The sequence below is a fragment of the Paenibacillus sp. FSL K6-1330 genome (assembly GCF_037976825.1).
Classification (GTDB): Bacteria; Bacillota; Bacilli; order Paenibacillales; family Paenibacillaceae; genus Paenibacillus_AQ.
The window spans coordinates 98025-117420 of sequence record NZ_CP150269.1; the positions used below are offsets into that span (position 1 = coordinate 98025).

The window sequence follows — 19396 nt, forward strand, 5'->3', positions numbered from 1 at the left end:
TAAGACCAGATGCATCGGTTGTTTATTGTGTGTTATAGTCTGTAGGGACCCGTTCCCATTTGGGTTATTCATTCACGCTTGTAAAGGTGGCGCTATCCTGGTATTTACGTATAATGGATACCTCGACTCTGCGGTTCTTCGCTCGCCCAGCTGGGGTGTTGTTATCAGCAATCGGATGATATTCACCATAACCGATCGGCATGAACCGTTTAGGATCCAGCTCCGAGTTGGCAAGCAGAATCTTCATGAACTGCAAGGCTCGATCCGAGCTTAAATCCCAGTTTGACGGATAGCGGCTGTTAGAGATTGGCACATTATCCGTATGGCCGGATACAATGATTTCATAGTCCGGGAACTTGTGAAGCATTTGCGAGATGGCCTTGGCCAGTTTACGGGCTTCCGGCTTCACAACGGCTTCGCCGGAAGGGAATAAGGCGTTGTCCCGTATCGTAATGACAAGCTGGGAGTGGTTCAACTTGGTGCTGAGCTCCGAGGTTAAACCGTTATTTTTAATATAATTATCGAGCTGCTTCTTCAGCTTTTCCAGATCCTGTTGTTCCTGACGCATCAGCTCTGCACGCCGTTGGTCAGGTGTTGTTGCGGGAACGGAAGGAGATGTCGCTTTATGATCCTTAATATTGGGCGGATTATCGCTGGATTCCGTTTTGCTGTAATCCAGCACACCGGTTCCGCCGGTGAGAGCAACACTGAAGGCTTCGCTCATTTCTTGAAATTTGCGTGCATCCGTCGCACTCATGGCGTATAGCACCAGGAACAAGGCCAGAAGCAAGGTCAGTAGGTCTGCGTAAGGAAGAAGCCAGGATTCGTCGGCATGCTCCTCATGCGGCTCGTGTCTAGTCTTTTTGCTCACTAGCACCAGCCTCCCTCTCGCTGAGCTCAGCCCGTTCGGACGGTGTCAGGAACACGGAGAGCTTCTGATTGATTGCAATGGTGGATACACCGGACTGAATGGACAGCAGGCCTTCTACCATCATCAGGCGGATTTCAACCTCACGTTTGGATAGACGCTTGAGTTTATTCGCAATCGGGTGACAGAGGACATAACCGGTGAAAATACCGAGCAGGGTTGCAATAAACGCAGCCCCGATGGCATGGGCGAGTTCGCCCATATCTTCCATATGGGATAATGCAGCGATCAAACCGATAACGGCTCCAAGTACCCCGAGGGAAGGTGCATACATACCGGCTTGGGAGAAGATCAATGAGCCGGAACGATGGCGCTCTTCGGTGGCATTAATATCTTCCATTAATACATCACGTACGAATTCCTGATCGTTGCCATCGATGATCATGCGCATCCCGTTACGCAGGAAGGTGTCATCGATCTCATCGACTTTGGTTTCAAGAGCCAGCAGACCTTCACGGCGTGTGATCGAAGCCCATTCCATAAACAGCTTGATCATTTCCGTTTTGTCCATCAGATTCTGTTTCACAAAGGTCATCTTGACCAGCTTCGGAATCTTTTTCAGCTCGACTAGCGGAAACCCGATGAATAAAGTTGCTGCCGTACCGCCAAGAATGATTAGATAGGCTGCCGGATTATACAAAGCGAGAAGGGAGGCACCTTTCAGAACCATGCCCACCAGTACCGCGACGATACCGATTATTAAGCCTATAATTGTTGAAATTTCCATACCACACCTCATCCGTGAGAAATAAAATAACGAATCCATTCGTCAGAACGGTTCTCATGGAGAACCGGACCCCTTTTGTGGGGCGTTATCCTATTTATCGTCAGGTCGGGCTTTTTTTTTTAGTTGTAATTTCCGGTATAATGGAAGGAAGGGAAACGAAGCTAAGTACGGCAAGGAAAGGAGTGATGGAGATGGGCGTTAAACACGGAAGAGATTACGGCGAAATTCTGGCAGAACTGACCGAGGCGGTCGGACGAATTACCGACAGCTATGTCTTCTTTGAAATGGAAGCTGAGGATTGGGACAATCTGGGTGAAGCCGAGAGAAATGAGGTTCATGAAGCGCTGGCTGAGGATTTGTTCTATGCGCTAGGCACAGAGCCGGTGATTAATGTTGGCAGCGGCGTGGTCATGCATGATCAAACGAACCATCGAATACATATTTTGATTGGTGAAGAAGAGTTGGCCTTTGTGGCTCTTGTGTAATCACTCCAGTTATCAACAGATACAGGGCAGAATAGAATAGATGACAGAAAGACCATATTACGTGTAAGTCGGCTTTAAGATAGGTTTTTTTCGGGGAGGAAGATAAAAGATGCTTTATACGCAGCAAGAAGTAGAGGCTCATCTGGAAAAGCTTGAGGGTTGGGAATTTGAACAAGGGAGATGGATTGTACGGAAGTATACCTTCTCCTCCTTCATGAAGGGAATTGCTTTTGTTGATGAAGTGGCAGCTATTTCAGAAGCTTTCGGACATCACCCCTACATCACCATAGATTATAAAGTCGTTACACTTCGTCTCACCTCTTGGGACGACGGTGGCATTACGGCTGTGGATATTAAGGAAGCGCAGCAGTTTAACGAAGCCTATGAGAAGAGTCGTTCGAAGGATGGCAAGGCGGCACAATAGGAGGGGGACGGTTAGTCCCCTCAGAGGTCCCGAATATGTAAAAACACGCTTGCGCCGGGAAGAGCTCCAGGTGCAAGCGTGTTTTGCGTATAAGCTGATTTATTTTTTCTCAGCAAGGTATAGCGCGATGTTTGCGATTTCTTCGGGCTTAAGTTGATCTTTAAAGGAAGGCATTCCCTTACGACCTTTGGTTACAACGTTGAAGATTGCGTCCGCATCCATGTGTCCGCCTACTTGATTCAAAGCCGGCCCAGCGCCGCCTTGAAGTTGGTCGCCGTGACAGCTAATACAGCTTGCTTTCATTGTGGCTTCCGCTGCGGCAGCATCGAGAGTCACTTCCGGCATGGTCGGCTTCTCTTCCTGAGCCACCTGTTCCTTACCTGGGAGCGTAAACATCAGCGCGATAGCCAACGCACATGCGACGAAGAACAATCCGCTCATGATCCATTTTTGCATCGTCATATCGTCCCTTCTATGTATACTGCACTCTTGCACTTGTCTCCATTATAAACCAACATCCATAGACAGCATAGCCAGTTGTGACAAAAAAAGCAACTATCCGGCGCGGCTTCATAAAAAGTACACAAAATTGTGCTTTTTCATATAGACAAAGATTACTATTCCTCATTAGCCGGCGGCTCATACACCATACAGTGGAAAAGGGCATTTCCCGTTGGTGTAAGTCGCTCATACGTATCGGTGATATGAAAGCCTGCCTTTTGATACGTGCGGATCGCGCGCTCATTCCAGGTCAACACCTCAAGGTCGATTTCGTCGACAGGCCGCCTCCGCCTGGCTTCCCGAACAATCGCCTCCATAAACCGTTTACCCATTCCGCGCCCGCACCAATCAGGCCGCATGCCAAGTCCGATTCGTGTCACCTCGTGCATCGGAAACAGCTGGGCAAATCCCCACAGGGCCTCCCGTTCATCCAGAATCGAGATGTACTGCCTCTGGCGAATGTCGGGATCGCCAAACTCGACCTCAAGTCCTTTCATCTGCTCCCAGGGAAGAAAGCCATAGATATTATAGGGAGGAGGATAGGTCCAGGCGCATATTTCCTTTGCGTGCTCTTCACGCATGACTACGGTGTGAAATGAAATCGGTGTTGCATCCATTGGTGAAGTCCTCCTATCGTATATATGAATGATAACCCTTTTCCGAATATCCAAGTCGCATCAAAAAGCCCGTCAAAGAGAGGTAAGGGCTCCTTTAACGGGCAAGCAGTATGTATAGGGATGATTAGCCTCTAAAGCTTAGGATGATTCACCAGCCGACTCTTCATACGTATCATCGCTCATGATACGCTTTGCACCCACGTATCGCTGATCATAGTACTCCTCTGCAAGGCGGTTGATAACCACGCCGCGGTTGGTCGAGGCATGGGCAAATTTGTCATCGCCGACATAAATGCCGACGTGGGAGATGCCCTGGCCCGATGTGTTGAAGAACACCAAATCGCCAGCGCGCAGATCCTTACGGGACACGCTTGTCCCCATGTCGAATTGAGAGCCGGATTGATGCGGGAGCTTCAAACCGAGTTTGGCATATACATACATGGTGAAGCCGGAGCAGTCAAATCCGCTCGCGGTCGTACCGCCGTAGCTGTATCGTGTACCTAGCACCTTATCGATTTCCTGATCCAGCGCACTATCAGCAAACACGCTGCCAACGCCCAAAGTGAATAGCAGTGTGATACTAAGGGCTGCTGTTGATAATGTTTTCTTCAGCATGGAAAGCTCCTTTTCGCTGCCGCGAGGCATAGCAATCTATGTATTAAAGCACTTACATTAATGACAAAGTTGTTACTGCGTCCATTCTATCAGACAGTAAGCGGGATTGGCAATTATTTCTTGATGAATTTTGCTATTTTTCAATCGTATTAGCTGTCGAAGCGTCAGATAAAATCAATATTTTCCCAAAACGGTGTTTAATGAAGAGAGAGAAGGGTATATAAAGAATAAGAGGATATTGGGGATGGAATAACCAAACGAAGTCATTTCAATATCTTCATTCATTTTTTTTTGAAAAGTGGAAACTTTTTCGTTGTCTTAAACGTTATAAAGGTATACACACAATCAACAAAAGAAAAAAGCCGCTGGATGAGATCGGCACAATCTCATAAACCCAGGGCTTCTTATAAGAGTAAATCAATAAAGTTCCAACATTAATTGTAGTTCACAGCTACAGATTTGTACGTATTCTGACTCATAATTCTCTTAGCGCCTACATATCGGTTGGCGTAATAGCTCTGGCTTAGCGGACTGATCATGACACCACGCGAAGATGAGGAATGAGCAAATTTGCCGCTTCCAACATAAATACCCACATGAGAGATACCTCTACCGGATGTGTTGAAGAACACGAGATCGCCAGCTTTCAGGTTGCTCTTGGATACTGCCGTTCCTACTTTGTATTGAGCTGCAGACGTTCGCGGCAGGCTAAGGCCAAGCTTCTTGTAAACATAGCTGGTGAATCCGGAGCAGTCAAAACCATTCGTTGTGGTTCCACCCGTTTTATAAGAGACACCAATGGCTGGTTTGATTGCTGTATTTAATTTGGAATCGGCGAAAGCGCTTCCGGTCCCTAATGTGAGTGCGAGTGCGAGGCCGAGAGAAACAGCCGTTAACTTCTTTTTCAAAACAAAAAGCTCCTTCCATTGCCTGCGAGGTTAGCTTAAGGGTTCGGTTGAAAGGTCCCCTATGATCCCTCTCTTGCGAGATCAATTCACCCAAAACGGATCCCCCGCTTCCCATATCGTTATGGGAATTCGGCTCCTTAAAATGTTGATGAACCCATTCATTGACGTCTGACGTTCCAACATAGTTAACGAATTTACATCGTTCCAACAAAAAAGTTACAGTAAAGATGACAAAGTTGTTACTAACATATTCGTTATTTTAGCAGAGTATTAACAATTTGGCAAACGAGGAAAGATCATTTTTAAACAAAAAAACCTGTCCCCATCTTGGGGAAACAGGTTTTTTTGTAATTTGGCGCTCAGAAATTTGTAATATAGAGGATAAATGAATGCTTATTCTTTGTAAAATCAAGCTCGAGATAAAAACGTGTCACTTCGGATTACAGCTTATTCGCGAGCATGATTCACCATATCAGGGTAACGAATTGTAACGATTAAGAATGCTGTGAGGAGGAATCTCTCCACAAATGATATTGGGTGGAAATTACCCAAATTTGGAATAATCCATTCAGGAAATAAGAGGCCTGCTGAATAATTAAGCCGATCAACCCGGCCCAGAAGAGCGAAGCCGAGCTCAGGAGCAGCAGAATGATACAGGCTGATCCGCCGATGGTGATGGACAACAGCACTGCCGTGCCCAAGCGGCGGAAGAGTGCCAGAATAGAGCTGATCATACCGAACCCCCCAGTGCGCCCGAATTGCATATAGAGCAATAACAGGCGGATCAGATAGGCGTACAAGAACCACCCAGCTGCATAGGGCAGTGCATGAAGCAGCAGAACAGGCTCTTGAATCCCATTCAGCAGAATCGGAAGGATTTTGGGCAGAATCCAGTAACCGGGCGCAAAGGTGAGAATGAGCTCTATCAGATAGAATAGCGTTACGGGTTTCCACAGTTTCCGCATGCCAATGAAGAAGAATAAACCGCGCTCGCCCTTAGCTTCCTGGTGAAGGTTGTAGAAGATGCCGGCCCGAATGAGCGGGGTGAAGATTATCCTGATCAAGAGCAAACCGGCCAGAAGCCATGCGTAGGTGTGGACCGTGCTGCTCAGGGATAGGCTCATCTCGCCCTCGTAGAAGAATAAAAGACGGCTGAGCTCGTTAGGGGCAGAATCCGGATATCGCATAAGAAGGGGAACGACTGCCGATTTTACGAGTCGGTACAGGCAGTATCCCCACAGCAAACGGTATAAGAAGAGCAGAATCGAGACGTATAGCTGGTCTTTAACACTGATCCACCCTTGGCCTGCGTAACTTTTCATGTGCTCCCCCCTCACCATGACAGGCTGCCGAACAGCGTCTCCACAAGCTTGGTAATACTGAGATTCCAGCGTGTAACCACCTTCGGATCCATTCCTGCCTTCATATAGTTATTGATGTGTTTATTCTCTAGGACGATGGAATATTTCGGATCAACCATGGCCCAGGCGAGCGGAGTGCTGTACTCCAGGGTGTAAGTAACTTTTCGGTCCTTGCCGCTCCAGGTTCGCTCCACCGTTTTGCCGTCCTCAAAGGCGAACACGATTGGCACATCGGTTATATCCCCGTCCCTGCTCGTTATCTTGACCGTAGATTCATACCGAGGATGTTCCGCCGTGCCTTTATTTTTGGTTTTGATCACGTCGATGGCAACGTCCGCCATCTGGCTTCCATATACATATTGGTCAAAATACGGCTGCCAGGACGTTTTGCTTACTTGCTCTACAACTTTCTGGAAGTCGGACGTGGTCGGGTGCTTGAAGCGGTATTTCTGGGCGTACGTATGAAGAATCTTCTCCATCATCCGCGGACCGACCTGTCGTTCGATGCCTTGCAGCACCAGCTTGCCCCTCGTGTAAACATTCAGTGCGTAGTTTTCGTGCGAGCTGTATTTCCAGGATTCCATCTTCAGCGGTGCAGGGGAAGTGATGGATGCTCCCTGAGCCGCCGTATTGGAGGTAATCCCGTATTCTTTTTCCATCACTCGTTCTTCTGCATAGGTTGCGAAGGCTTCGTCCAGCCACGCTTCCTCAAATTCGTTACTTGCGATCATTCCGTAAAAATATTGATGGGCAATTTCATGAATGACGGTCCGCTCCAGCTCATATCCCGGCGAATCGTTTTTGGCCCCGAAGGCCGTGACCAGCGTCGGGTATTCCATGCCGCCTGCACCGTTGCCCGATTCTGGCGGAACGACGATGGACAACGTGGAATACGGATAGGTTCCGTACCATTTTCCAAACGAAGCGAGTGCCGACTTGGCAGCATCAAAGTAACGCTCCTTTAAGTCTTTATGGGCTGGATCGAGATACAGCTTGATGCGGACGCCCGGTACGCCTGGTGCGGAGAATGCTTCTTCTGCCGTGACAAAGTTCGGCGATGCCGACCAGGCAAAATCATGTACATCATCCGCATAGAACTGATAAATTTTTTCCCCGTTAATTTTTTGGGCAGGCTTGGTAGGGAATCCAGTCGCAGCAACAATGTAATTTTCGGGTACTCTGATGCGAACGCTATAAATGCCGAAGTTAGAATAGAATTCGGAGTTGCCATGGTATTGATGAAGATTCCAGCCTTCCTCTGTTCTTCCGCGAAGACCAGCCGGTTCATAGACCGAAATTTTAGGAAACCATTGCCCCGCCATAATAAAATTCTCGGTGGTACCCATGCGAGCAAATATTTTGGGGAGCTCGACCTCAAACTCCAAGTGAATGGTGACACTCTCGCCACTCTTGATGGGTTTAGGCAATCGGAGCTTGACAAGGCTGTGATCCTTGATGTTACCGTCGTCAGGTTGGACAAATTGAAGGCGATGGGTCAGGGCCAGACCTTCGGTTGTTTTCACGCTGGTAATCGTCATGGAGCCGAATCCGTCGTCTGGCATGGGATCGGAACGAAGCCGGCCACCCGATTCCTTCATAAAGGTCGTATCATTGGAAGCAAATGCATTGGGGTACAGATGAAAGTACAGCTCGTTTACGCTTTTTTTGCCTGGATGAGTCCAAGTGAGCGTCTGTTTGCCCTTAAGCTTGTTCTCCTCAGGCTCGTACCGAACATCCATATGATATTCCACTAGTCGGTCGCTTAAGGCCGGAGCGGGAATATTAGGCTGCACCTTAGGCGGTGAGAGAGGGGCCTTCTCCACAGCAGAGACGGAGGGCTTGCCCGCATTTGGGGCAAGAGCAGACGCTGAGGACCCTGGATTCAGAAATATCGGCATCGATCCTGCAAGCAAACCTATGGCAAGCAGGGATGATAGAAAGACTTTAGCACGTGGTGGGACCATATCGAACAACCTCCCGTTGACAAGCATCTAGTGCATGTATATGTTTGCTTTTGGGGGATTATTAGTTAAAATAAAATTATTGGGACAAAGGTTATCAATTTAGCAGCTGATACGTAAGAATCGGCTCTGATATAGGAGGTCGGCAGCAGTGGAGAATGAAGAGCAGAAGCAGGGTGCGAAGAAACCGATTGCTTTGAATATTATTAATAGTAAGAGTAAGCATAAAGGGTTTGGATCAGGCTCCATCGATCTGAACAGTCTGTCGCCTGTCATTATCGACAATGGCGAGGCCCGAGTTGATATTGGAGCCATGCATGCGAAGAGTAAGGTGGAGAAGGGTATCCGTTTCAGCATGAACCGGGATGAAGTGCCGAATGGACGCCAGGTATGGATCGTGTGGGTCGCTGTAGACCGTACCGCCGAAGGACAGCATTATGCAGGCATGACCGCCTGTGAAATGTGGATCGACCAGGAGGCCCGTCGTGGTTGGAAGATCCTCGCCGATCATGTGAATAAAATGGATGCGGCGATGAAGCGCAAGATCATTCTGGATGGCCTTGGCGACGTCGAGAAGAAAGCACTGCGTGAGCTGCTGATTTCACGTAACGAGGAATGGTGGAATGCAACACCAGAGGAATTCAAGGAAGCCCTTCGAACCGAGGCATGATACCATAAATAAAAGTGATTATTCTAGATGCTAAAGTGGAAAGACCGGTTGGATTCGTGAACGAATCCCGCCGGTCTTTTTGTCATTGCATATGGTTAGAATGGAAGGGTGTAGGTCCGTTTTTCTTTTTGACCGAGAAACGGATTATTGTATTGGAACGTCAGCTTGCCGCCGGCATATCCGATATACGTTAAACCGTCACCAATGAAGCCCACCTCGTTCGGCGGCATTTCCTCAATGACCTTGATGGTTTCCTCATCTAGAAGTTCAGGATAGATAAGCTTCGCTGTCTTGCCTGTCGGATGAACGATATATAGGGTCGCCTTCGTGTAGGGTCGGACGAGCAGGAAGTCCTGTTCGATCGCTTCTACGATAAAACTATCCTCTACTCCCGTGAGCGCGGCCAGGTCATAAGATTTGACCGTTTTGCCTGTCGGATGAACCAGCTCAAGCGTACTGCCGTTCATCATGGCAATATTGCCTTGGAAACTGAGTTGGTCTGGTTTGTAGTTTATTCCGGCAAAATTGGAATGATTGGTTTTGGATAGCTTCAGGATTTTGTTGTCCTGAATGAGCACCCGATATCTTCCCTCATGAATATGAGGTTCGCCGTAATAATTGGACAAGTCGACGACATAGGTATTGCTGTTGATACGATGTGCGCTTAAGCTGACTTGATCGATCTCCTCAACGGGGATCATGCCAACTTGGGCTGGCATGGATCCAACTTTACCCATGGACAGCATCCCATTCTCGCGATTTACCCAGAACAGCATATTGGCCTTGGAAGCATAGGCGTATTTTGACCAAGCATCAAAGGTCGTTCTAAGTCCGGATTTACTGTCATACTTCAGAGGAATACCGAAGGCTTTGGTAATCAGACTGGCTGGAACATAAGTCACGCCTTTCTTCACAACCGGAGCCGCTTCGAGCTTCAGAGCGGTCCCTTTGGCATTGACTGCGCGCGACTGTCCGATGGTAATGCGAACAGACTGTGTCGGGCTGTTAATGTACAGTTCGTTTTTTCCCGGGGTAATCAAATGTAGCTGCAACTGTTCGGAAACTTCCTTCAATGGAATGAATACAACGCCTTTATTCGTATAAGGTTTATGTTTCACATCCAGCGTGCTCCATGTTACCTTGCTCTGTGATGTGGAGGCTGCTGCCGCATGGGCAGGAATCGTTGTGAGCGATGAGGACGTAAGCAATAAAGACATGGCTATGGATGCGGTACCTGCTAATTTGATGATTTGCACGGATTTCATATCATTTCCTCCTTCTGGTTTTCACACTCCCGTCTATATAAACGGCTAAATAATGGAAAATGTTTCACCCCATCACAAAATCATGTAAAAAAGGATATACGCGATGGCGAAGGATTAGAGCTGGCGCGCCAAAGGGCGAACTAAAAAAAACGGAGCTGCCCTGAAGGGGCGAAGCTCCGGTGATATCAATATCCTGATTTCAGCTCCTGATCCTTGCCAAGCAGAATGGTGAGACCCAACAAGGTAACGATAATGGTTGCCCCCATGTCCGAAATGATGGCGATCCACAGGGTCAGCCATCCTGGGATCGTAAGCAGTAAAGCAATGGCCTTCAGCGACAAGGAGAGCCCGATATTCCACTTAATAATCTGATTGACCCGTCTTGCGGTTTGGATGGCCCCTGGCAGCTTGCCAAGGTGATCCTGCATTAATACGACGTCTGCCGTTTCGATGGCACTGTCAGTCCCTTTCCCCATCGCGATACCCAGATCGGCAGCGGCCAATGCAGGGGCATCGTTAATACCATCACCAACCATGCCGGTTTTTTTGCGGGAAGAGAGCTCCTTAATCTTGGCAACCTTCTGTTCCGGCAGGAGGCTTGCGAATACCCGAGATACACCGGATTGCTTCGCAATCGCCTGTGCGGACTGCTCGTGGTCGCCTGTCAGCATGACCGTATCCGTGATACCGGCCTCATGGAGCTTGCGGACAACGGCTTCGGTCTCCGGTCTGATCTCGTCGGCAAGGCCGAACTGACCTAATACGCGATCCTCGCTTACGGCGGCAACGATCGTATAGCCTTGGGCCTTCATACGCCGAATGTCTTCCTCTACGGCGCTGATATGATCTTGCGGGCCGTTCACATGCTTCAACACTTCCTCGCTTCCGACCCAGAACAGTTTCCCACCAATTTCAGCTCGAATGCCTTCACCTGGCAATACCGTTATCTGTTGAGGTTCATTAAACATGCACTGCGGATTCTTGATCTCCAGATGCTTCATGACGGCTTTAGCCAACGGATGAAGAGAAGATTGCTCAAGTGCGCCTACAACGGCATAAAATTTGGTTTCATCATATACCGTCTCCGCATACACGGCAGGCTCGCCTTTGGTCAAGGTTCCCGTCTTGTCAAAAGCGATGGCTTCCAGCCGGCCAAGCTGCTCCAGATGGACCCCGCCTTTGATCAGAATCCCGTTGCGTGCCGCGCGGGTCATCCCGCTGACCAGTGCAATCGGAGAAGAAAGCACGAGCGAGCAAGGGCACCCGACAATGAGGATGGACAGCCCCTGATAGATCCAGGTCATCCAGGGCTGATTCAGCAGCAGTGGAGGAATTAGCGTAACCGCCAGCGCGATGATCATAATCGCCGGAGTATAGTATTTAGCAAACTTATCGATGAAGAGCTCTGTCGGCGTCTTGCTGTCCTGTGCTTCCTGTACAAGATGCATGATCTTGGCCAGGGAGGAATCCTCATAGGCCTTCGATATGGCGATATAGAGAACGCCATCGGTACTTACACTGCCGCCAAATACAGCATCGCCCTCCCGTTTCGTAACAGGTACCGATTCCCCGGTAATGGCGGCTTCGTTCACCGCCCCGATTCCTTGGGTTATGGCCCCATCCGAAGGAATCTTCTCCCCGGGTCTTACCCGGACAACGTCTCCGGGAGAGAGACTCTCGATCGGTACGCGCTGGGTTTGACCATCTTTCCATAGATCGGCTTCTTTCGGTGCAGCAGCCAGCAGGGCTTCCATCGATTGTCGGGCCCGATTCATGCCGTAACCTTCCAGCAGCTCGTTAAGACCAAATAGAATGGCAACCAGCGTGGCTTCCCGCCATTCCCCGATGATGACGGCGCCCACGAGCGCAACGGTCATCAGAGTATCCATATTGAATTTGAAGCGGGTCAGATTGCGCAGTCCGCGCAAAAATGTCGTATATCCGCTCAAAATCATAGCCCCTGCATATAATGCGATCACAATCGGTTCAGGGACTTTTCCTTCTAATAGAAAGGTTAAGAGATAGAAAACAGCGGAGATCGACAGCAGCCATTTCATGTTCCCTTCGCCGCCATGACTGTGTTCATGAGCATGACCATGGCTATGTTCGTGATCATGACCTTGTGCCGATCCGTGAGAATGCGATGAATGGGCAGGCTGTGCTTCAGCGCCGGCGGCCGATAAGGCTGTCTGCGGAGCATGAACGATGCGCGCACCGTCACTTTTCAGAATGGTCTCTACCCGGCTTAGATTCACATGGGGAGAGAGGGTCAATTTCCCGCTGTTGTAACTAAGTCGGGCATTGTTTCCATGATCCAGCTTCTGGATCTCTTCCTGCATTTCGCGTGTACAGTTAGGGCATGAGAGGCCATGTACCCGGTATTCAATAAGTTCTCCGCTTGCCTCCGGAGATGATTTGGAACGTTGATGGTTGTCTGTGCTCATCTACATCTTCTCCTTCTGGTGCTCCAGCGTCATGTGAAGCAGTGTCCGGATATGGTCATCTTTGAGCGAATAGTATACATTCTTTCCGGCTTTCCGCGATTTGGCGATATCTTTGTTCTTCAGCGTACGCAGATGATGGGAGGCTGTTGCCGTTGAACTTCCGAGTACTTCGGCTACATCACAAACACATAGCTCGCCGCCACGGTCCAGCATATAGGCTACCTTGACCCGCGTCGGATCGGCCAAAGCCTTGAAGATTTCTGCCATGCCGATCATATCATCATCGGAGATCGTTTCTTTTAACAAAGCAACCCTTTCGGTTGAAGGACATTCCGTTTCACACAGCTCAAGGGAGACTTCTTCGTTCATCGTCCGGGCATTCATAGGAACAACCTCCTTGGATTAGGAGCAATAAGTGCTCTTTATTCTTTATATTCAAACGTTGATTTGATTGTTAGTCATAATATACCCGATTTACACACAATATTCAAACGGATATTTGATTGTTCACAAGCATTTCACAGTCCAAGAATGAATCGACAAGTCCTATAGTATTAACCAATACCAACGGTTAGGTGCAGCGTCGCTCCTCAGAAAATCCTTCCATTTCATATCACGCCAACTTATACTATTAGCAAAAAGATGTAAATTCGCATAAGAAGCATACCTGGGTCCAGGACACCTCATGCGCTGCATAACATCTTTGCACGGGCCAAACGTTTCAATTCGAATGTGTACATTATCTAATACCTATCCTTCGATTTGCGGATGTGTATAATAGGGGAGGCCAGAGTATGACTTGTCCAATATGTCGATATGAAACGGGAGATGGGAAGTATTGCAAGAAATGCGGGGCAAGGCTGATTATCGAGGATTCACCCGTATTTGCCGCCATGAAAGAGCAAGCAGCAACGTCGGAGGTCTATAGTGTGAATAGACGAAGTGCCAGCAGTAAAGGGGAGATACCTCATGCACGCCAGATCGAATCTGCTCTGCCGGTGTATACCCCGCCGGATATTCCGTTCCGAGCGGCAGGCCGGCAGCATGCCGAAGAAGAAGAGGAACCTAATCCTTATTGGACCAGCTTAAAATTGTACGGGCAGCTCTACGGGGATTATTTTCTGAAGGGACTCAGACATCCCTTTGGCGCAGCTGCCGGAACGGAGAGCGGTCAGTTCTTCAATGCGATCGTGTCCATGGTGCTCTATGTTGTTCTTTTTCCACTCGCGCTGTATGCAGCGCTTCATCATGAACTGCAAGGGCTGCCTGAGGGGGCATTTGCAGATCTTGTCCTAAAGCCTATCATTTGGACTGCGATTTTCTTATTCCTGTTGAACGCCTTTACCTTCGCTGCGGTCAAGCTGTCCTTCAACCCGACTGCTAAGCTAAAAGAAGTGATGGCAAGATTCGGGGCTTTGCTGCCCATATTCCTCGTATTGTATGTGGTTAGTTTTCTGTTCCTGTTCCTGAATGGTGATATATCCAAGGTTATCATCCTTCTCTCGTTCATCAGCACCGTGATGACCGTGCCGTTATTCGTCATGACCAGCTACAAGAGAAGAATGGTTGGCGGTGGCCTGGATCCGTTGTATGCGATCCTGCTGGTTTATGTTGCACTGATGCTCGTGATCGTGATTCTGGGTAGTTCCATGATCGAATATATAACCGTTTTATAATGAAGCCATCTACATAACCTATTGTGAAAAAGAGAAAAACAGCAGGTCCTCTTGCGGGGAAGTCCCGTAATAGGAGCTTGCTGTTTTTTTGATGTGACGGTTCGCGATCCGAGTTACTCAACCCACCATCGTTTGAAATCTTTCCACCAGGAACGTTCTTCCTGTTTCTCGGCCGCATCTGCAGGGTCCGCCTTCTTCGCAGGCTCTCCGTTTCCGTGTTCATCACAATATTCGGTAGGCTCCGTACCCTTAACGAAGACCTCCAGAATTTTGCCAGGACAGTCGGTGCCTGCGAGCTTCCCGGTCTTGGGATCCACATAAGCGCTGATGACTTCATCCGGGATCGGAAAAATCTTGGGCGGTACATTCTCCAGCGCTTTCTCCGTATACTGGGCGAAAATCGGCGCTGCCCGCCGCCCGTCGACTTTGCTGATTTCCCGCCCTTTATCATATCCAACCCAAACCGCCGTTGCCAGCTCCGGTGTATAGCCCACAAGCCAAGCGTCGGAGTCGGTGGTGCCCGTCTTCCCGGCAACCGGCCGTTTCATTAGGGTAGAGACGCGGTTGCCCGTGCCACCTGTCTCGAATACCCCCTCCATCATGCGAGTCATCACGTAAGCTGCAGCAGGTTCAACCACTTGTTCACCCGACTCTTCCGGCGCTGTATACAAGCTGCGGCCAGCGGCATCGGTGATGTTCAGTACGGCGACAGGTGATACCCGTTTGCCGTTGTTAGCCATAACAGCATAAGCGGAGGCCATCTCCAGCGGGCTGACGGGTGAGGTTCCCAGGGCCAGCGAGGGGACAGGCGCAAGCGGACTTGTGATGCCCATCTTTTTCGCCATGTCGGCTACTTTATCCGGGCCTATCTTCATAATGGTATTCACGGCATAAATATTATCCGAAGCGGCGATGGCTTCCCGCATGGGAATTTCCCCTAAATATTTATCGCCGAAGTTGCTGGGCTGATACGTTTTGCGGTTGTTATCGTAATGAAACAGAGTGGGCTGGCTGTTGAACACGCTGGTGCTCGTCATTTCCTTGGATGCAATGGCTGTTAAGTACATAATCGGCTTAAATGACGACCCGGGCTGCCTTGTTTTGGCCAACGCGTGGTTGTACTGATTCTCCCGGTAGTTCTTACCGCCAACCATGGCTTTGATGTGCCCGTTACGCGGGTCGACGGACACGAGCGCCGTTTCCAGCTCGCTCTTGTTGTCCATACCTTCGGATACAGCCTCTTCTGCTGCCTTTTGGGCCCGCGGGTCCAGGGTCGTATAGATGTTGAGGCCACCCTGTTCGAGCTGCTGATCCGTAATGTTCAGCTGTTTGGTGACGAGGCTCCGGACATAATCCCGGAAATAGGAGGCAATCACTTTATTCTCCTGACGGTCCTGAGGAAGCAGGGCGAGCTTGGCCGAGGCGGCTTTATCGGCCTCGGTCTCGGTAATGAACCCAGTCTCCGCCATGGCATTGAGGACAATCTGCTGTCTTTTGAGCGCGTTGTCCATATGATTGTAGGGCGAGTAATACGTCGGACCTTTTGGAATGCCAGCCAGCATCGCGCTTTCGGCCAAAGTCAGTTTTTTTGCCGGTTTGCCGAAGTAGAGCAGGGACGCCGATTCGATACCGTAAGCCCCGTGGCCGTAATAAATTTCGTTGAGGTACATTTCAAGTATTTGATCTTTCGTATATTTCATCTCAAGCTGGGCAGTGAATTTGGCCTCCTTGAGTTTGCGAGTCCATGTTTTTTCATGAGATAGGTATAAGTTTCGTGCAAGCTGCTGGGTTAATGTGCTGGCGCCCTGTTTGCGATCCATATGCTGCAGGTTGACCAATACGGCTCGGGCCATGCCCTTCATATCAAACCCTGGATGATCATAAAATTTCCGGTCCTCCACCGACAAGGTAGCCTGGATCAGATGAGGAGATATATCATTCAAACTCACTTGCTCGGATGTATGCCCCGTGGTCGAGAAAGTGGCGATTAAATCTCCTTGGCTGTCAAGCAGACGGGAGTAGCGGGATGTTTCCGCGACGGGCAGTGGCGTTATAAATAAATAGGCGAGCAGAATGCCGCCGGCGATGATCGAAATGCCAAGGAGTACGAACAGAAATGTAGCAAGCCGGACGAAACGACGTTTGCGCTTGGGTGATTTTTTTTGTCCCGGCATCAGTGGTTCTCCTTCCAGTCCTTTTTGTAGAGTCGAGGCTTTTGCGCTGCCAAAAATGGAGATATGCTCAAATTCCCCTTGGTTGCCTTCTTTTTCTATATAGTATGGGGCTGCTGAGGGCAGGATATTCATCGAAAGCGATGATGTTTCTGCTTCCATTCGTTTGTGCCGGAAGTTTTGGTTGCAATTTGGGCTTGATTTAATATAATCTAATTTGTTTGGTACAATAGGAAAAGTGTGAAACTGTAAGCTAAAGGCATCTGCCCCGAATAAAGTTTTGCGGCTTGGATCTGGACGGCTGAACATTATTCTAGCGGAAAGAAGGTAGTGACGACGATGGAATTATGGTACACAGAGAAGCAAACCCCGACTTTTGGCATCACGGCTAAAATCCGGGAGACTTTTGTACATGAGAAGACGGAGTTTCAACAACTGGACATGATCGATACTGAGGAATTCGGGCGTATGCTCGTTCTGGATGGTATGGTTATGACTACAATTAAGGATGAATTCGTCTATCATGAGATGGTCGCTCACCCCGCGCTGAACACGCATCCAAATCCGAAGAAGGTTCTTGTTGTCGGCGGAGGAGACGGTGGCGTCATTCGCGAAGTGATCAAGCATCCGGGCGTAGAGAAAGCAGTACTCGTTGAAATTGATGGAAAAGTTATTGAATATTCGAAGCAGTATTTGCCTGAGATCGCCGGCAAGCTGGATGATCCGAAGGTCGAAGTACTGGTTAACGATGGATATATGCACATCATAGAGAATAAGAACGAATACGACGTCATTATGGTAGACTCCACCGAGCCTGTGGGCCCGGCCGCTCCATTGTTTGAGCGCGGATTCTACCAAGGGATCTACGAAGCGCTGAAGGAAGACGGTATTTTCGTGGCGCAAACGGACAACCCGTGGTTTAAAGCGGACCTGATTCAGCAGGTCAACAAAGACGTGAAGGAAATCTTCCCGATCGTCCGAGTGTATGGAGCGAACATTCCAACCTACCCAAGCGGTCTGTGGACCTTCACCATGGGCAGCAAAACGTATGATCCGCTTGAAGTGGACGAGTCCACGATTGATGAGATGGATACGAAATACTATTCGCCTCGCCTGCACAAAGCCGCATTCGTGCTGCCTAAATTTGTTGAAGACCTGGTGAAATAAGGAGGAGCGATAAACTGATGAAACTGGATCAAGGTTACTCCGGCAACGTATTTATATTGAGTTCTGAGGATTATGAGGGGTCCAAAGCTGTCATTTACGGTATGCCGATGGATTTCACGGTTAGCTACCGTCCCGGCTCCCGTTTTGGCCCAGCTCGTATTCGCCAGGCTTCCGTAGGCTTGGAGGAGTACAGCCCGTACTTAGATAAAAGCATTGAAGACATGACGTATTTCGATGCAGGCGACCTTATGCTGCCTTTCGGCAATGCGGGCCGCAGCCTTGAAGTGATTGGCGATTATGTAGGCAAACTGCTGGATGACGGGAAATTCCCGATCGGACTTGGCGGCGAGCACCTCGTATCCTGGCCGATCATTCAGAAGGTGTATGAGAAGTATCCGGATCTTATTCTGATCCATATCGATGCCCATGCTGACCTGCGCGAGCATTATGAGGGAGAGCCGTTGTCCCACTCCACACCGGTCCGCAAGGCGGCGGGCATTATGGGCGGCAAGAATATTTATCAATTCGGTATCCGTTCCGGCTCCCGCGAGGAGTTCCAATATGGACGGGAGAACATTAATTTTTATCCGTTCGAAGTGGCGGCGCCTCTTAAAGAAGCCTTGCCTTCCATGGGCAACCGTCCGGTCTACGTGACTATCGACATCGATGTGCTTGATCCATCTGCCGCACCGGGCACCGGTACTGCAGAAGCAGGCGGCATCACATCGAAGGAGCTGCTGGAAGCCGTGCACCTCATTGCGGGCTCCGACGTGAACGTGGTCGGCTGCGATCTCGTGGAAGTGGCGCCGATCTATGATCCTTCGGAGCAGACCCAGATCGTAGCTGCGAAGTTGATTCGTGAGATGTTGTTGGGATTCGTTAAGTAGTCCACCCGCCCAAACCCTCCCTGCCAGGGAGGGCCCCAAGGGCGCTGCCCTCTGGACACCCGGAACTTCGGCGTACGGAGTTGGTACGAGGATCTGAGCGGGGCTGGTGCTTGTGCCCGGCCACCGCTCGGTCTCCCCTGGCGGGGACGTCCTCGTGGCCTCTATTGCGTCCATATTTCAGCCGAGGCTTCGCCCCTCGGCTGATGAAGAAAAAGCAAGCCTCCCCTACCTAAGCCTACGGCTATCGGGGTCGGCTTGCTTTTTCGCGTGGTTTCGGCCCTCTTGGCAGCTTCCCTGGCGGGTCGCTCGAGGGCCTGCATTGCGTGCATGAGCAGCCGAGGCTATTCGCTCCTCGGCTGATGAAGAAAAAGCAAGCCTCCCCTATCTAAGCCTACGGCTATCGGGGTCGGCTTGCTTTTTCGCGTGGGCCTGCACTGCGTGCATGCTCTGCCGAGGCATCGCCCCCCGGCTGAAGAAAAAGCAAGCCTTCCCTACCTAAGCCTATGGCTATCGGGGTCGGCTTGCTTTTTCAACTGAGCAATTGAGAAGAAATTATGGGTGGTCATATGTTATAAACTTAAGAAAGCTT

General features: G+C 49.6%; 18 protein-coding genes and 1 riboswitch. Of the genes, 6 read left to right on the top strand and 12 right to left on the bottom strand.

Features of this window, described 5'->3' with window-relative positions; genetic code table 11:
* Positions 1-64 precede the first annotated feature (64 nt).
* Together motB and motA are read right to left on the bottom strand one after the other, a co-directional pair.
* Entirely contained in the window at positions 65-871 is an 807-nt protein-coding gene (motB, locus tag NYE54_RS00460) for a flagellar motor protein MotB (protein ID WP_339269257.1), read from the bottom strand.
* On the bottom strand, positions 855-1655 hold the full coding sequence (gene motA / locus NYE54_RS00465; protein WP_339269259.1) for a flagellar motor stator protein MotA: 801 nt from the start codon (positions 1653-1655) through the stop codon (positions 855-857). Before motA ends, motB begins: the two co-directional genes overlap by 17 nt.
* Before the next feature lie 191 nt (positions 1656-1846).
* Here motA and NYE54_RS00470 point away from each other — a divergent pair, with 191 nt between their 5' ends.
* The gene (locus tag NYE54_RS00470) at positions 1847-2140 is read left to right on the top strand and encodes a hypothetical protein (protein ID WP_339269261.1); all 294 of its coding nucleotides are present in this window, start codon (positions 1847-1849) and stop codon (positions 2138-2140) included.
* A gap of 109 nt (positions 2141-2249) precedes the next feature.
* Positions 2250-2564, top strand: a complete 315-nt coding sequence (locus NYE54_RS00475) for a 4a-hydroxytetrahydrobiopterin dehydratase (protein WP_098741259.1) — start codon at positions 2250-2252, stop codon at positions 2562-2564.
* Positions 2565-2663: 99 nt separating this feature from the next.
* Here the strand turns inward: NYE54_RS00475 and NYE54_RS00480 are convergent, their stop codons facing one another.
* From NYE54_RS00480 to NYE54_RS00505, 6 genes are all read right to left on the bottom strand, one after another.
* Positions 2664-3020, bottom strand: coding sequence for a cytochrome c (locus tag NYE54_RS00480; protein WP_076326397.1), 357 nt, complete (start codon positions 3018-3020; stop codon positions 2664-2666).
* A gap of 161 nt (positions 3021-3181) precedes the next feature.
* Positions 3182-3682 (bottom strand): GNAT family N-acetyltransferase, encoded by a 501-nt coding sequence (locus NYE54_RS00485; protein ID WP_339269264.1) that lies wholly within the window; start codon positions 3680-3682, stop codon positions 3182-3184.
* 138 nt (positions 3683-3820) lie between these two features.
* Complete coding sequence (locus NYE54_RS00490) at positions 3821-4294, bottom strand: C40 family peptidase (RefSeq protein WP_339273344.1); 474 nt, start codon at positions 4292-4294, stop codon at positions 3821-3823.
* Between the two features lie 437 nt (positions 4295-4731).
* A complete protein-coding gene (locus NYE54_RS00495) occupies positions 4732-5205 on the bottom strand; it encodes a C40 family peptidase (protein ID WP_076326372.1) in 474 nt (157 codons plus the stop codon).
* A 4-nt stretch (positions 5206-5209) separates the two neighbouring features.
* Positions 5210-5350: riboswitch (cyclic di-AMP (ydaO/yuaA leader) on the bottom strand.
* Positions 5351-5699: 349 nt separating this feature from the next.
* Complete coding sequence (locus tag NYE54_RS00500; protein ID WP_339269266.1) at positions 5700-6527, bottom strand: hypothetical protein; 828 nt, start codon at positions 6525-6527, stop codon at positions 5700-5702.
* An 11-nt stretch (positions 6528-6538) separates the two neighbouring features.
* A complete protein-coding gene (locus NYE54_RS00505) occupies positions 6539-8530 on the bottom strand; it encodes a M1 family metallopeptidase (protein ID WP_339269268.1) in 1992 nt (663 codons plus the stop codon).
* A gap of 148 nt (positions 8531-8678) precedes the next feature.
* Here NYE54_RS00505 and NYE54_RS00510 point away from each other — a divergent pair, with 148 nt between their 5' ends.
* Entirely contained in the window at positions 8679-9197 is a 519-nt protein-coding gene (locus NYE54_RS00510; protein ID WP_339269270.1) for a YwhD family protein, read from the top strand.
* A gap of 95 nt (positions 9198-9292) precedes the next feature.
* Here the strand turns inward: NYE54_RS00510 and NYE54_RS00515 are convergent, their stop codons facing one another.
* The 3 genes from NYE54_RS00515 to NYE54_RS00525 form a co-directional block, all read right to left on the bottom strand.
* Positions 9293-10462, bottom strand: a complete 1170-nt coding sequence (locus NYE54_RS00515; protein WP_339269272.1) for a copper amine oxidase N-terminal domain-containing protein — start codon at positions 10460-10462, stop codon at positions 9293-9295.
* 185 nt (positions 10463-10647) lie between these two features.
* On the bottom strand, positions 10648-12906 hold the full coding sequence (locus tag NYE54_RS00520; RefSeq protein WP_339269274.1) for a heavy metal translocating P-type ATPase: 2259 nt from the start codon (positions 12904-12906) through the stop codon (positions 10648-10650).
* Positions 12907-13290 carry a metalloregulator ArsR/SmtB family transcription factor gene (locus NYE54_RS00525; RefSeq protein ID WP_076326378.1) on the bottom strand — a complete coding sequence of 128 codons (384 nt, stop codon included), beginning with the start codon at positions 13288-13290 and terminating at the stop codon, positions 12907-12909.
* A 410-nt stretch (positions 13291-13700) separates the two neighbouring features.
* Here NYE54_RS00525 and NYE54_RS00530 point away from each other — a divergent pair, with 410 nt between their 5' ends.
* Complete coding sequence (locus NYE54_RS00530) at positions 13701-14582, top strand: hypothetical protein (RefSeq protein ID WP_076326379.1); 882 nt, start codon at positions 13701-13703, stop codon at positions 14580-14582.
* A gap of 113 nt (positions 14583-14695) precedes the next feature.
* On the opposite strand, the gene NYE54_RS00535 is transcribed toward NYE54_RS00530, so the two are convergent.
* Positions 14696-16756, bottom strand: a complete 2061-nt coding sequence (locus tag NYE54_RS00535; protein WP_076326399.1) for a PBP1A family penicillin-binding protein — start codon at positions 16754-16756, stop codon at positions 14696-14698.
* A gap of 336 nt (positions 16757-17092) precedes the next feature.
* On the opposite strand from NYE54_RS00535, the gene speE reads away from it, so the two are divergent.
* On the top strand, positions 17093-17920 hold the full coding sequence (gene speE, locus NYE54_RS00540; RefSeq protein WP_076326380.1) for a polyamine aminopropyltransferase: 828 nt from the start codon (positions 17093-17095) through the stop codon (positions 17918-17920).
* A gap of 17 nt (positions 17921-17937) precedes the next feature.
* Entirely contained in the window at positions 17938-18807 is an 870-nt protein-coding gene (gene speB, locus NYE54_RS00545) for an agmatinase (RefSeq protein WP_076326381.1), read from the top strand.
* Positions 18808-19396: the final 589 nt, after the last annotated feature.